10 protein-coding genes are annotated in these 14072 nt (G+C 42.7%); 3 read left to right on the top strand and 7 right to left on the bottom strand.

Translation table 11 applies throughout. The annotated features are described in order from the left end of the window. Nucleotides 1-226: 226 nt before the first annotated feature. Together AAEY79_RS03935 and AAEY79_RS03930 are read right to left on the bottom strand one after the other, a co-directional pair. Nucleotides 227-1063 carry a hypothetical protein gene (locus AAEY79_RS03935; protein ID WP_101212165.1) on the bottom strand — a complete coding sequence of 279 codons (837 nt, stop codon included), beginning with the start codon at nucleotides 1061-1063 and terminating at the stop codon, nucleotides 227-229. Nucleotides 1064-1671: 608 nt separating this feature from the next. Further along, complete coding sequence (locus AAEY79_RS03930; RefSeq protein ID WP_173239578.1) at nucleotides 1672-2976, bottom strand: trans-acting enoyl reductase family protein; 1305 nt, start codon at nucleotides 2974-2976, stop codon at nucleotides 1672-1674. A 596-nt stretch (nucleotides 2977-3572) separates the two neighbouring features. On the opposite strand from AAEY79_RS03930, the gene AAEY79_RS03925 reads away from it, so the two are divergent. Further along, on the top strand, nucleotides 3573-3728 hold the full coding sequence (locus tag AAEY79_RS03925) for a DUF1328 domain-containing protein (protein WP_201566274.1): 156 nt from the start codon (nucleotides 3573-3575) through the stop codon (nucleotides 3726-3728). Nucleotides 3729-3863: 135 nt separating this feature from the next. On the opposite strand, the gene AAEY79_RS03920 is transcribed toward AAEY79_RS03925, so the two are convergent. The 4 genes from AAEY79_RS03920 to AAEY79_RS03905 form a co-directional block, all read right to left on the bottom strand. Next, nucleotides 3864-4157 (bottom strand): 4a-hydroxytetrahydrobiopterin dehydratase, encoded by a 294-nt coding sequence (locus AAEY79_RS03920; RefSeq protein ID WP_025651109.1) that lies wholly within the window; start codon nucleotides 4155-4157, stop codon nucleotides 3864-3866. Between the two features lie 397 nt (nucleotides 4158-4554). Next, entirely contained in the window at nucleotides 4555-4848 is a 294-nt protein-coding gene (locus AAEY79_RS03915) for a GNAT family N-acetyltransferase (RefSeq protein ID WP_025651108.1), read from the bottom strand. Between the two features lie 181 nt (nucleotides 4849-5029). Next, nucleotides 5030-6364, bottom strand: coding sequence for an acyl-CoA desaturase (locus AAEY79_RS03910; RefSeq protein WP_025651107.1), 1335 nt, complete (start codon nucleotides 6362-6364; stop codon nucleotides 5030-5032). Nucleotides 6365-6801: 437 nt separating this feature from the next. Then, nucleotides 6802-8073, bottom strand: coding sequence for a flavin reductase family protein (locus AAEY79_RS03905; protein WP_201566275.1), 1272 nt, complete (start codon nucleotides 8071-8073; stop codon nucleotides 6802-6804). Between the two features lie 515 nt (nucleotides 8074-8588). Here AAEY79_RS03905 and ettA point away from each other — a divergent pair. Next, a complete protein-coding gene (gene ettA, locus AAEY79_RS03900; RefSeq protein WP_201566276.1) occupies nucleotides 8589-10250 on the top strand; it encodes an energy-dependent translational throttle protein EttA in 1662 nt (553 codons plus the stop codon). Between the two features lie 100 nt (nucleotides 10251-10350). On the opposite strand, the gene plsB is transcribed toward ettA, so the two are convergent. Continuing rightward, on the bottom strand, nucleotides 10351-13137 hold the full coding sequence (plsB, locus tag AAEY79_RS03895; RefSeq protein WP_201566277.1) for a glycerol-3-phosphate 1-O-acyltransferase PlsB: 2787 nt from the start codon (nucleotides 13135-13137) through the stop codon (nucleotides 10351-10353). A 277-nt stretch (nucleotides 13138-13414) separates the two neighbouring features. Between plsB and ybaK the strand changes: the two genes are divergently transcribed. Next, complete coding sequence (ybaK, locus tag AAEY79_RS03890) at nucleotides 13415-13903, top strand: Cys-tRNA(Pro) deacylase (RefSeq protein WP_201566278.1); 489 nt, start codon at nucleotides 13415-13417, stop codon at nucleotides 13901-13903. Nucleotides 13904-14072: the final 169 nt, after the last annotated feature.

Here is a 14072-nt window from a genome sequence, read left to right as displayed (position 1 = left end):
GCAACTATTGTATTCTTATTGTCAGGCAAATATATAAAGTTTCTTTACCTTAGCTTTAAACACAGTGACTATTAAATATAGTCATTCCACTATAAAAGTATTACTGCGTTAACCTCGTTTGAAGTACTAAATATACATCTACACTCGGTGGCCTTGTACTACTTTTAAATTAAATCAACTATAAGAATATAATTTACTTGCATCCAAGATTTTTTTTGTAAAAAAATTATTCAACGATGACATATCTACCAGTATTGGGATCGATAACGCGCTGCTGTAAATCGCTATCAGGAACGCGGATGACAGGGAAGGTCTGACTGATTTCAGTATTATCAATCACTTCATCATCTGCTACCTCGCCAACGATTACAGTACGCCCAGCATCTTCTACCGCAATGGCCGTACCATTTGCTGTATTAACGCGTTTAATTTGATCTTGTGGTGCGATGATGACTTCTTTTACTTTATATTTAGCAGGACGAATAACACGAGTCGTTTCGATAATAACGGGTTCTATACTACGCTCTTCAGTAATGGCAACTTCCGCTTCTAACGCTTCACTTTCCACAGCTTCAGACATAATTGGTGTAGGGAACTTGGCGCCAAAATGATTGTCGCACTGTTGCATACTTAAACGCACAGGATTGCCGTTTTTATCCATGTAGACGTTGACTGGCATATCAGCGGCGATAGCAACATATTTGCCGACCAAAGCACCGGATACGCCATAGCGACCATTCGATTGTCCCACGCCTAAATCACAAGCACCTGCTGAATAATTGTTAGCATTTAAGTTATTGCTGTCGACGACACTCTGTGGAATCATGACTTCAGATAAGCGCATCTTTTTGACAGAGGCTTCACCAGCTTGGCGTTTGGGGTTTTGATAGGTATAAGGGCTATAAAACTTGGCTGAGCCATCTTGGACAGCAGTGACGCATTCGTCGTAACTGTCATAGCCTACGTTACCGTGATTATCGGTTGTCATTGCAGCATTTGCATGGCTCGCAAGCATGGTTAGACCTGATGTAATAACAGCAACGGTCAATATATTCAATTTCATGGTTACATCCTTTTAATGATTAATAAATGTGTTTGAATTAGTATTATTTCTTATATGGCTTATTTTTATATCAAGTTATTAGGGCGTGTCCTCAATTCAAGCGCTTGTATCTGAATGGGCTAAAAATGGCTAAATTTTGCCAAACATCGTCAAATAGCTGATTAACATCCCGATATTATTTGCACTATTTTCCTCGTTTGACGGCAGTTTATCTCACTTTTATGACCATTTTTAAAATGAAGACACACCCTAGTAAAACGAATTAGTTTTTAATAAATAACGTCATAATTTTTGATTCGACGTTTCTGCTTTAATTTATTATTTTAACGTTTTTAATACTACGTCAGTTGCTAAGACATGGCTGTGACATCAGGCTAAGGATGTGTAGCGTAATGTATAAAAAAAGAGAAAACTGGCAACATTGTTCACCAAAAACGTACGTTATTATTATTCATTAACATCTGCTTGAAAATTTTAAAGAGTTTGTCCATAAAAAAACCGTACCTTGTTACCAAGATACGGTTATTAAAAATACGATCATTAAAAATACGGCTATTCAGATTTTAGTCTTCGTTTATTGACAGTTTGTTAAGTGTCATCTGTAAAGGCTAACCATCGACTACCTCAAAGCTAAGACCTGCATGCGCTTCTAAACGTGTTAGCAGCTTATCACCCATCGCGGCTGCTGGCGTCCAAAACCCGCCACCGACATCATCTTTGCTAATATCTTGCGCTAAGCATAAGGCTGCTTGTGCCAGCATGCGTGACGTACTGCCATAACCAGGATCTTTATCGCCCGTTACTTTGGTGTTGATGGTGTCTTTATTGGCAGTTTTTCCAAAGAGACGAATATCGTAGTAACCGTTATCTTGGTCAGACTTCGACGGCCCAGAGCCAGCTTTTGGTAAGACATGCTTGGACAGCAATTCGCGGCTTGGCTTAATCATCATCGCGGTGGCAAATCCTAACAGTCCAGCGCTCAGTGCATAACTTGACAGTTTGCCTTTTACCCCATCTTTCATCCACATCGCTTCGTCATACTTAAAGTCGCGACCATATTTGTAGCCAAGCAGTTGGTTGCTGCGATGTACAATACGAGTGTTGATGCTTGCCATTACAAACGGGGCCAACCAGCGTTTGTGCTCATTATCGTATTCTGGCTTACTGACATTGGCTTGGCGCACGCTAGGCGCATCTTTATCATCATTGAGCAGATAAGGGTTTGCCACTTGCTTACGACGTGATTTATCTTTTCCTACTTCTTCAAAAATAGTCGCCATTGAGGCAACCGTACCACCAGATAAGCCACCTTTCGCCGCTTTTACGCGCATATGAATGACATCACAAGTGCTATCGAACTGAGCTTCTGCCTGCTGCTGGGTAAAATAAACGCCTAAATCTGACGGAATAGAGTCGAAGCCACAGGAATTGACGATACGAGCACCGCTTTGTTTGGCAGTCTCTTGGTATTTGTCCATCATATCTTTAATAAAGATGGCTTCACCGGTAAGGTCGACATAATCAGTGCCATTTTCGGCGCAAGATTTGACCAACGCCTCGCCATATCTTAAGTAAGGGCCAACGGTTGAGATGATGACTTGCGCCTGCTTGGTCATCTCATCTAGGCTAGCAGCGTCTTTACTATTAGCGATAATAATATCTACTTTGCTCTCAAGCTTGGACTGTAATTCGTTAAGCTTGTCTTCGTCACGACCTGCTATCGCCCACGTGACGTTGGAGCTATCCTTATTTTTGGCATTAGACAAAAAGCTTGTTAAATAATGAGCAGTAATCTGTCCAACAAAACTGGTCGCTCCGTATAAAATAATAGCGTAAGGGCGCTGGTTACTGTTGGTTTGTTTATTATCATCTGCTGCATTCGTATTCTTTGACGTATCCATATTATTAGCCATATTTATTGTCCTTAATAAGTGTTTTTCTGCATAATTTAATGCTAGAGCCGATCCATTATAAAAGTGTTGCAGCATTAACCTTGCTTGAAGTAGGGTCTATACATCTGCATTCGATTGCTTCGTACCATTTTTAGATTGAAGCGACTATAAATGAGTGATGGGAATAAAAAAAGATCCATATTTACATATCGTTAAATGGATTCTAAGTCGTCAATCTATTCTAAGGCATAATAATGGTAAGTAGGAACCAGTTAGTGTGAACTGTTATGGTTTATAGTAAATTATAGGGTGAAAATGCTCGGAGTTGAGTGATATCTCACCATCTCTACACATAAGTGCTGCAAAGCCAAGCAAAAATGTCTAAATATTAAGATTTGCTACAAAGATTACATAACCTACCGACATTATTACTAAAATGAACGTTTTTTGGCGAAAAATATTGCTAATCTATCCCCGTACACAGTTGTAAATAGTATTAAAAAAACAACAACTTAAATGGACATTAGATGAAGTAAGACGAATATTAGCAAGGATCATTTTTTAGGTCTGATATTTGTCCTTTTATCTGATTTTTGATAATTATTGAGGAGAAGGTTATGTTTCGTTGGGCTATTATATTTGCAGTAATCGCAGTATTAGCAAGTTTCCTAGGTTTCGGTAATATTGCCGGTTTAACTAAGGAAATAGCTTATGTATTCTTAATAGTAGCTGTAATATTAGTTATTGTGGCGTTTGTCAGTCGTAGAACTTAATGACAATCTTACCTAAATAATTTCCATGAAAAAGTCCTCAATTGAGGACTTTTTTTATGGAAATTATTTACTAATTTTTTTGCTTCACATATTGAGTCAATGAACATGACTTAATAAAGAATACGTCCAAATGTATTACAAGCGTTTGGGTTGAATAATATGTTCCATTCGTTTGGCCAAACGAATATCAAGACTGGTGATACCGCCCGTATCATGCGTGGTTAGGCGTACGTCTACAACATTATAAACATTGTGCCATTCAGGGTGATGTTCGAGCGCTTCGGCATGAAATGCGGCTTGGTTCATAAAACTGATGGCCTCAATAAAGTCATTAAATTCATAGCTTTTAATAATGCTGTTGCCGTCACGCTGCCAGCCAGCTAAGTCTTCTAGCTGTAAGTCAATTTGTTTGTCAGATAAACTACTCATGGTGGTCTCCCTTATTATTATGTTGGATGATTTGGTCGAGTTTTTATTAACTTTCATTATTTAATGGATTGATAAAAATTCTAATAAGTGCGCTAGCAACTTTATACTCTAAATAGGACAAAAAACCCACCTATATTCGATATCTTGTCATATATTTAAAAATAAATACATGATTGCAGACAGCAAATAAATAGGAGGGTAGTGTGGTAGCAATTGTTAGATCTTAATATAGTTAACCCTATATAGTAGGCTCTAAATAAAATAGGTACAAAGTGTCATAACGCGGAACTGAGACAAATTTTCCTTGCTTGCTGTGTCTACGCTGACAGAGGCTGCAAAAAATGTATCTCAGTTCCGCTGTCTTATTTTTGAATTGAACGGACTATAAGAGAGCCAGTTATACCAAATCTTGATACTCGGGATGCTTGCTTATATAAGAGGCAACAAATGAGCATTGTGGTACGACTTTTTTACCCTGTTCGCGTGCATAGTTCAAGGCATGTTTGACCAGACCAGAACCAACACCGCGCCCGCCCAATTCTTGCGGTACGATAGTATGGTCGTAGATTAGTTTATCATCGTGTTCCTGATAGCTGAGATAGCCAGTATGACCATCAATTGAGGTCTCAAAACGTTTAGCTTGGTCATCATGGACAATATCTAATGGTTTTTTTTCAGTATTATCGTTCATATATCACTCCATTATTATGATTTTTCTAAAAGGCTAATGTGTCGTTTTTATATTATGGGACATTATCCGTTGTTACACCAGTCATGTACGACTGCTTATGGTAAACACAGATAGGTAAAATGTTACCGTTAATATTATATGAGCGCTACAGACAAAGTTTTTACCATAATTTTTATAACATTTACTTGGAATAAAATAAGGCTTGTTGCACGACAGGTGGCAGATATTTGCTTAAGCCGCGCATAAGTGGTTCATCTTTTGGCGTTGTAACATTACTTGTATGCGCTGGCACGTTAGATTGCGCTTGCAAATGTGCCTGCCACTCTTCTGCACTTGGTTTGCTAAAATGCTTGATACGACCCAGTACTTGTTTGAATTGGCGACCAAACCGACCCGTGTTATAAGACAAGCCATACTTTTGGCATATTGCCTGTACTTGGGGCGCGATACGCGCGTAATGGCGAGCAGGCATATCAGGGAAGATATGATGCTCGATCTGATGTGACAAGTTACCCGTTAAAAGGTGAAACCATTTGCTGCCTTGAATGTTACTAGAGCCAAGGATTTGGCGCACATACCAGTCGCCTTTGCTTTCATTATCAGCCAGATGGGTATAGATATGCGCCTGTTCGGTAAAGTGACCACAAAATATTACTGCCCACGTCCAAATATTGCGAGCGACATTGGCTGTAAGGTTACCACTCAGCGTCGTCATCGCACTACGGCGACCGAAAGCTAAGCCAGCCAGCGTCGGAAAAACAAGATGATCTTTGCCCACTTGCCGGGCGATTTTACTCAGTAACGCATGAGACTTTGGCTGCATGATCTCTGTTAGCTGTGGCGACTCTGCATATTCGTCAACGCTGATTTGGATGTCATGAAAAGCCACCGCCCACTCAAATCCCAATGCCAATATCATGGTCTTCAGTAAATTATAACGGTCGCTTGGCGTCCAAGGCTGTTCATCAGTTACCCGAATCAAATGATAACCAACGTCGTGATCGCGCCCAACAATATTCGTATAAGTATGATGCAGGTAGTTATGCGAATGCTGCCAGAGCGGCGCTGGACAAACGATGTCCCAATCAAACTGCTTACTATTCAGATGCGGATGCTGCATCCAGTCATATTGACCATGCATGACATTATGACCAAGCTCCATATTATTTAAAATTTTGCTAAAACTTAATAGGGAAGTGCCCAGTAACCAAGTGACTACTCTACTTTGTCGTGATGACAGTCGACCTGACACAGCGAGTAGACCACGGGCCAGTATTTCACTATAGACGACGGTGCTATAAACGCGCTGAATATAGCGAGCGTCATCAGCGCCCAGTGAGTCCATCACGCTCTGATACAGCGTGTTTAGCTCAGCAGCCAAGGCTTCTGTACGCGCTGTTGGTAATTGTGCGCCGCTCAGGGTTGGATATAAACCTTGTTTTGGCGATAGATTCGTTAAACCAGCAAATGTAGGCACGGCAGACTGGGCGGTGAACATAGGCGGTAATAAGCGCATAAATAGTCCTTAACCGAGACTGCCTAGGGTGTCAGACGACAGCGCCGGTTTTATGATTCAAGTGGGCTTTAGCATATAATATGCTAAAGCGTTAAGCTATCTAAATCTGGTACAAGTTGCTGTATTTTATTTAGTTTACTTAGGGCATGTCCTCAATCTGAACGAACCTGCCTAAATGGTCTAAAAATGGCTAAATCTTGCCAAACTGCGTCAAATAGCTAGTCAATATCTCGATATTATCTGCGCTACTTTCCTTATTTACCTGCACTTTATCTCATTTTTATCGCCATTTTTAAAATGAGGACACGCCCTAATTAATCAGTAATAATAACAAGAAAATCGTATTTAATTTTGAGTTTGCAAGGTTTTTTCTACACTATAAACCGTGAGTGGAGGCGTACCAACACCTAATAGCTATCTAATAAAAGAAGCCTGCTTTATACATCCAAAATGACGTCTGTCATCGGGATATTGATACAGGTCTGAATAGATTCAACACCATGACTGCTTAGCTTGCCCGTTTGGATATTTTTGACGACACCGCTGATTTTTTGGCAGCGACACAGTTGACAGATTCCTTGTCTACAACCATAGCTCAGTCTGATACCTGCTTGCTCCGCGCCCAAGAGTAAAGTGGTGCCACTACTAAACTGCTGCTGTCGTCCACGTAAATAGACCGTTTGCACTGCTATATCAGCCGTTTCCTCATTTGTACCAAGGCTCATATCAGAATCAGGCAATGCAGTGCCAAACCGTTCGACAATCACGTTATCTCGCAGCGAGCGCTTAGGTGCTAGAGTGTGGTTATCTGAAGGCAGGCTTAACGTCTCTAGAGCACGGTAGAGCCCTGCCAATAACGAGGATGAGCCGCAGGCGAATATCGTTGACTCTGCTAGTGACAACGGCAGCAGTGATAAGGTGTCTACGTCTAAGTGTCGCGAGCCTGCTAGCTGGCTACTGTAGTTATTTGGGTCAGCGGTATTCACCATATAGTAAGCAAAATAGGGATAGGCAGTTGCTAAGTGTTGCCAGTAAGCTTGGAAAGGTGATTTTGCCAATGACGTACGGTGATAATATAACAAAGTGACAGTGCGGCTTTGTGCTAATGCTTGGGTAATCAATCCTAACATCGGGGTAATACCGCTACCACCAGCGATAAATAATAACGGCGATTGCTTAGAGCGTGACACCTCACTGTTCTGCTTGGTTAATTTTGCTGATGTATCCGCCAAGGTAAAATCACCGCTTGGCAAGCTACTATCGAATACCGTACCAAGTGACGCTTGTTGAGTCAGATAGTCTGAAACCAACCCTTGCGGTTTGATGGCAATAGTAACGGTGGCACATAAATTATTGCTGGCACTGTCATTAACGGCATTTTTAGCGTTGTCATCAAAGATAGCGTTGTGCAAATCTGCTGGCTGCGGAAACATCCCAACCAGTGAGTAGCTGCGCTGATGGTTGATACCTTCGATAGGCACAGTCAGATGAATATGTTGCCCGCCGTGCCAGCTATCATCGATAGTAAATGCTTGACGTTTAAAGGCCTGATTGGCTTCAAATTTTAGCGCGACCAATTCCTCGTTGATCGTCTGTCGCGCAATAAGGCGTAGTTTGGGCGTGGTCAACGACCAAAACGGATGCAAGCGCGACCCAATAAAATCAACGAACGCGCGTTGGATAATCTCAGGGCGGTAGCCGGTCGTCATAGAATACCTTTTATCATATGCTTTTCAATCATTGTAAAGTCGTGCGTTTGACTGCTCACTTAACTGCTTTTGCCGTCGCTTTTATCAGCGCTTATACATATTAGAACAGATAAAAAAACTCTACAATTATTAAAATATTTTATTAAAAATATCTAATATCTTAACGGCTATTCATTAATTTTGCGAAAAATTTGCTGCAACTTTTTGTGAGGTTTATAAAACAGAAGCGTATCAGGGTAATATGATTATTGTTCAAATTAGAGCTTATACTGACTATTATAGGCTGCATTTAAGCAAATAATCTTGTGCTGATAGGCGTAAAAACTTGCGCTTATAGGTGCAAAAATACGAAATCAATGCCAAAGAGTGCTAAAGCCATCTACTAGCTTGCAGGGTATGCGCCACAATGCGATAATGGCCTATAATTTGTAACCCTGATTTTGAGGTGCAGCACGCTTGGCATCATTGCTAAGTATGATTTGCTTGCCTCTTCTATGCAGTCTATCGGAGTGTTAATGGCTCAATATATTTACACGATGAACAACGTGTCAAAACTTGTTCCACCTAAGCGTGAAATCCTAAAAAATATCAACCTATCGTTTTTTCCGGGTGCCAAAATCGGTGTACTCGGTATCAACGGCTCAGGTAAATCAACCTTGCTACGCATCATGGCAGGCGTGGATACAGAATTTAGTGGCGAAGCACGCGCGCAAACGGGCACCAAAATCGGCTATTTGCCGCAGGAACCACAGCTTGACGACAGCAAAGACGTACGTGGTAACGTCGAAGACGGCATGCGCGAAGCGTTGGATGCGCTCGCTCGTTTAGATGCTATCTATGCTGAATACGCTGAGCCTGATGCAGATTTCGATAAACTTGCTGAAGAGCAAGGCAAGATGGAAGACATCATCCAAGCATGGGATGCGCATAACTTAAATACCCAGCTTGAAAAAGCGGCTGATGCATTGCGTCTACCGCCTTGGGATGCCGATGTCAGCAAACTGTCTGGTGGTGAAAAACGCCGTGTGGCACTATGCCGTTTACTATTGTCGCGCCCAGATATGCTGTTACTTGACGAACCGACTAACCATTTGGACGCCGAATCTGTCGCGTGGCTAGAGCAGTTCCTACAGAACTACAGCGGTACTATCGTGGCTATTACCCATGACCGTTATTTCTTGGATAACGTTGCTCAGTGGATCTTGGAGCTTGACCGTGGCCATGGCTATCCGTACGAAGGCAACTATACCGAGTGGCTCGAGCAAAAGAACACCCGTCTAGAGCAGCAGAACAAGCAAGAAGAATCCTTTGCTAAAGCGCTGAAAAAAGAGCTTGAGTGGATTCGTAAAAACCAAAAAGGCCAACAAGCCAAGTCTAAATCTCGCGTCCAGCGCTTTGAAGAATTGAACTCACAAGAGTTCCAAAAGCGTAATGAGACCTCTGAGATTTATATTCCACCAGGTCCACGTTTGGGTAACAAGGTCATTGAGATTAATGACATCTCTAAATCATTTGGCGATCGCTTGCTCTATGAAAACCTAAGTTTTAACGTCCCAGCAGGTGCTATCGTTGGTATCATTGGTCCAAATGGGGCGGGTAAAACCACACTATTTAACATGATTACTGAACGTGATACGCCAGATACTGGAACCGTTGATTTGGGTGAAAGTGTCAAAGTCGCTTATGTTGGTCAGGTACGTGACAACTTAGACGACAGTAAAACCGTTTGGGAAGAAGTGTCTGACGGTCTTGATATTATTACGGTTGGCGATTACACCACGCCAAGTCGTGCTTATATCGGTCGCTTTAACTTTAAAGGCTCAGACCAGCAAAAACACGTTGGTCAATTATCAGGTGGTGAGCGTAACCGCTTGCAGCTTGCTAAGACACTAAAACAGGGTGCAAACGTCTTGCTCCTTGATGAACCATCAAACGATTTGGATATCGAAACCTTACGTGCGCTAGAGGATGCAATTCAAGTATTCCCAGGCACGGTCATGGTCGTCTCGCATGATCGCTGGTTCCTTGACCGTATCGCCACCCATATTTTGGCGTTCGAAGAAGAAGGTCCAATTTGGTTCGATGGTAACTACTCTGAGTTTGAGACTTATCGTAAAAAGACCATGGGTGATGCTGCCACTCCTAAGCGTATGAAGTATAAAAAGATTTCTACCTAGAACCTTTGTTTATCATAAGAGTTTTTAGACAATAATTTTAGACATAAAAAAAGACCTCTAATGAATTAGAGGTCTTTTTTTATACTTAATTTGCTATAAATTAACGTTTACGGCCAAATTTACGCTGCTTTTTATTGCTAATCTCAGTAATCGCATGAGTGATTTCCTCTTCATCTAAGCTGGCCACTTGCTGTAATATTTGCATCATATCAGGGCTGAGCACGTATTTGGCATGATGGGCAATGTCGTTGATACGCTGATCAAAAGTCAACACACCCGTCTCATCATCTTTTTGCAAATAATCTAGACGGGTCAAGGCACTAATAAAGCTGGTGAATAAGGCGCGGTCAAAGAAATCAGGAATATCATCAGCATATAAGACGGACAAGCGCTGCCCAAGTAGATGACACAAATCAACCACTTCGTTTTCGGTCAAATTGCCCGAGCCTTGCTGAGCCAAAAGCGCAAGCGTCATAAAGTAACGCTCAAGGCTTTGTTCGACAGGCGTCGCGAGTACCTGTAGCTGCTGATAGCATTTACTATTAGACTCAGGAACGCTAAGCACACCATCGCCCAACTCGACGATCAGTCCATGACTGAGCAGGTTATCCACTTTTTTATTGAGCGTTTCGGCTAGGCCATGCGCTGGGTAGTATAAAAACAGCTCACTTTGTAAAAACGGATATAACTGCTCGGCAATGCTATTGAGACGACTGCGTTCGATACGACCGTTACGGGCAACCAAAGCGGCTAGGAATGACAGCAGAATAAAGACATGCAAAATGTTATTACGGAAGTAGCTGAGCAGGGCGGCTTGTTTGCCAGCGACTTGAATGATATCCCCTAAAATATGCGGGATACGCTCGATAAGCTTGAGCTTAACCCCATAATCGATGATTTGCTGTGGTGACATATCAGTGACCACCGTATCATCAGAGTAGGGCAGCTGCTGAGCCAGACCTTGATATAGGGCGATTTGCTCACGGCAGATCTCTTCATCGAGCGCCGCTTTTGGTGCTGATAGCAGGACTAATGACAATAGTGACACCGGAGTGACGACGGCGGCTTTATTGATATGCTGCATCACTTTGACGCCGATGTTATCGACCATCGCGCCGGTTTTTTCATCGAGTGGGGTATCCGTGCGATCACTAGGTAAGCTGTTGGCGGGTACATCAAATTTTTGCATAAAGTCGCTAAGGTGTAGCGGTGTGCCAAAGCTCAAATGCACGTTACCAAAAATACGCTCAATCTTACGCCCAACTTTGAGTAAGCCTATTAACGACTCAGATTCTTTTGGCTTGCCTTTTAGCTCACCAACATAGGTGCCGCCTTCCATGATGCGCTCATAACCGATATAAGTCGGGATGAAGACTACTGGCTTATTGGTTTGGCGTAACTGACTGTGTACCGTCATGGCCAGCATACCCATCTTCGGTGGTAATAGACGCCCTGAGCGTGAGCGCCCGCCTTCGATGAAGTATTCAATTGGGGTATTACGGGTAATAAGCGTATGCATATACTCACGGAGTACGGCGGTATAAAGCGCATTACCACGGAAGCTTCGACGAATATAAAACGCCACCGCGCCGCGCAACAGTGGGCCTAAGATGGGCACATCTAAGTTATCACCTGCTGCAACATAAGGAATGCTCAGGCCACGTTTATAAATGACATAAGACAGTAGAAGGTAATCGACATGACTACGATGACAAGGGACATATACCAGCTCGTAGTCGGTGGCAAGCTCGCGTACACGCTCGAAGTGATGGACTTCTACACCGTCATAGAGCTGCGTCCATAGCCATGTCAAAAATTTATAAAAACCGCGTATGATAGAGTGCGAGTAGTCATTGACCATCTCGTTTGCATAGCCCTTGGCAAGGATACGGGCATCACGAACATTGGTGCCTGACGCTTTGGCCTCAGCTTCTATCGCATGCTTAATCGCTGGTGAATATATCAGCTTATCCACCAAGTTGCGCCTGTCTGATAAATCAGGACCAAGCATGCTGGCCCGCTGTTTATCTAGGTAAATATTAAGCTGTTGTTGCAGCATGCGCACCAATTCACGATTGCCATCGGCAGCCGCGACTAACGCATAATTCGCTACGGTAGTGGTCTCATTTGTGCTATCAGCAGTTGAATGGCTCGAATCAGTTGAATCAGTGGCAGTAGAATCAAAGACATCGGGGCCTTCTCCATGACCTTGGAGATTGTCATTGATAAGGGTGCGCAAGTCTTGCGGTGGGTGGAACTGGACAAAGGTATCGCGTCCCATCACTCCGATATTAAATAACTGCTTGGTGATGCTAGGGTCTTCCCAGTTATCAGCGGTCAATAGCTTAAAGAGGGAGTCTTCTTTTTCGGGTGCGCGTCCCCACAGGATAGAGACGGGCACTAAACGAACCTTTAACTCTGGATGCTGTAAAACGGCAGACACCAAGCGTGATAGTCGTGGCGACAGCTGGCTGTCTTTAGAATGTGGATGGTGCAAAAATATAATGGCCGCGTTTTCTTTAATGTTATGGGCGACATCATTCACCCCGACCAATGCTGGTGGTAGGTTGTGCTCTTGCGTCTGCAAGTCGATCAAAATACTGTTGGAGCGCGAATAATCTTGCAGCACATAAAATCTGAGCGTCTGATCATCCGTATCAAACTCCGGCAATTCGCCCAACAGCTTCGGCTTAACGGCGACATCGAGTAGCTGACCCGATACCTTACGATAGAGCTGATTGATGGGCGCATTCGAGTAAGGCTTGGTAACGACTGGCTCGCCGTCAGTTATTGCATCGTTGTCTGTCGCTGACGGGCTATCGGCCGTGACTGGCGCTTTAAAAATCCGTTTTTTTAGGAACTTATTCTTTAAGAAACTGGGTATCATAATGGGTATCAAAATTAGTGAAATGTATTACTCTTATGATGCCATAAAAGCCATCAAAGCGATATATTATGTCTGTATATACTGCTAATATTAATACGAATCGGTAATTATTTTGTGAGTGAAATGCCGCTTAAAAGGCTCAATTATTTGAAGTCTAAAGGCTTTAGCGTAATAATATAATAGCGTCAGCGAGCATGAATGAATATTCAGACCAGTCTGTACACGCACTCACTGCTGTTAAACAAATCTCCTTCAAACAACCAAAAGTTCAACGCCTATGACTCCTGCTATCCAACTTGCCAAACAGCGCGGCCTTGATTATCAGCTGCACGAATATACTCACGACAGTAGTGCCGCATCTTATGGCTTAGAAGCTGCCGAAAAGCTGGGCGTGGAGGTAAAACAAGTATTCAAAACCTTGGTGGTGTCGACTGACCATGGCTTGCTAGCTGTGGCTATTTTGCCCGTTGATAGAACTTTAAATTTCAAAAAAATGGCCAAAGCGCTGTCTGCTAATAAAATGCTGATATGCAAAAAAGTACAGATGGCAGACCCTAAGCAAGTCGAACGTAGCACAGGTTACGTACTGGGCGGGGTCAGTCCATTGGGACAAAAGAAGCGCTTAGCGACTATTATAGACAGTTCAGCTGAGCAGCAGCCAACCATTTATGTGAGTGCGGGGCGTCGCGGCTTAGAGATTGAACTGCCACCGATACAATTGGCCGCCACCCTTGACGCACGTTTTGCCGCCATCACTGATGAATAATGGTTAGGTTCGTGCTGACCAAGCACACTCATTTTTTATCCGTTTTCCATGCTTTTTAATGTACTTATTTTTTTAAGATATTTATATTTTTAACCCCACTCTCAACTTTAAAAGTGATTGAAAAAAGAAGAGCACCTCACTAATCTATTGTTTTCGACCAAGAATACAA

Origin of the sequence: Psychrobacter sp. GW64-MNA-CIBAN-0177 (assembly GCF_040309585.1) — a bacterium.
Classification (GTDB): Bacteria; Pseudomonadota; Gammaproteobacteria; order Pseudomonadales; family Moraxellaceae; genus Psychrobacter; species Psychrobacter okhotskensis.
This window is presented reverse-complemented; position numbering and strand designations above follow the sequence as displayed.

Coding starts and splice junctions, on each gene's coding strand:
- AAEY79_RS03925 (WP_201566274.1), top strand. CDS start 3,573: ATGTTTCGTTGGGCTATTATATTTGCAGTAATCGCAGTATTAGCAAGT.
- AAEY79_RS03915 (WP_025651108.1), bottom strand. CDS start 4,848: ATGAACGATAATACTGAAAAAAAACCATTAGATATTGTCCATGATGAC.
- ettA (WP_201566276.1), top strand. CDS start 8,589: ATGGCTCAATATATTTACACGATGAACAACGTGTCAAAACTTGTTCCA.
- AAEY79_RS03910 (WP_025651107.1), bottom strand. CDS start 6,364: ATGCGCTTATTACCGCCTATGTTCACCGCCCAGTCTGCCGTGCCTACA.
- AAEY79_RS03920 (WP_025651109.1), bottom strand. CDS start 4,157: ATGAGTAGTTTATCTGACAAACAAATTGACTTACAGCTAGAAGACTTA.
- AAEY79_RS03930 (WP_173239578.1), bottom strand. CDS start 2,976: ATGGCTAATAATATGGATACGTCAAAGAATACGAATGCAGCAGATGAT.
- plsB (WP_201566277.1), bottom strand. CDS start 13,137: ATGATACCCAGTTTCTTAAAGAATAAGTTCCTAAAAAAACGGATTTTT.
- ybaK (WP_201566278.1), top strand. CDS start 13,415: ATGACTCCTGCTATCCAACTTGCCAAACAGCGCGGCCTTGATTATCAG.
- AAEY79_RS03905 (WP_201566275.1), bottom strand. CDS start 8,073: ATGACGACCGGCTACCGCCCTGAGATTATCCAACGCGCGTTCGTTGAT.
- AAEY79_RS03935 (WP_101212165.1), bottom strand. CDS start 1,063: ATGAAATTGAATATATTGACCGTTGCTGTTATTACATCAGGTCTAACC.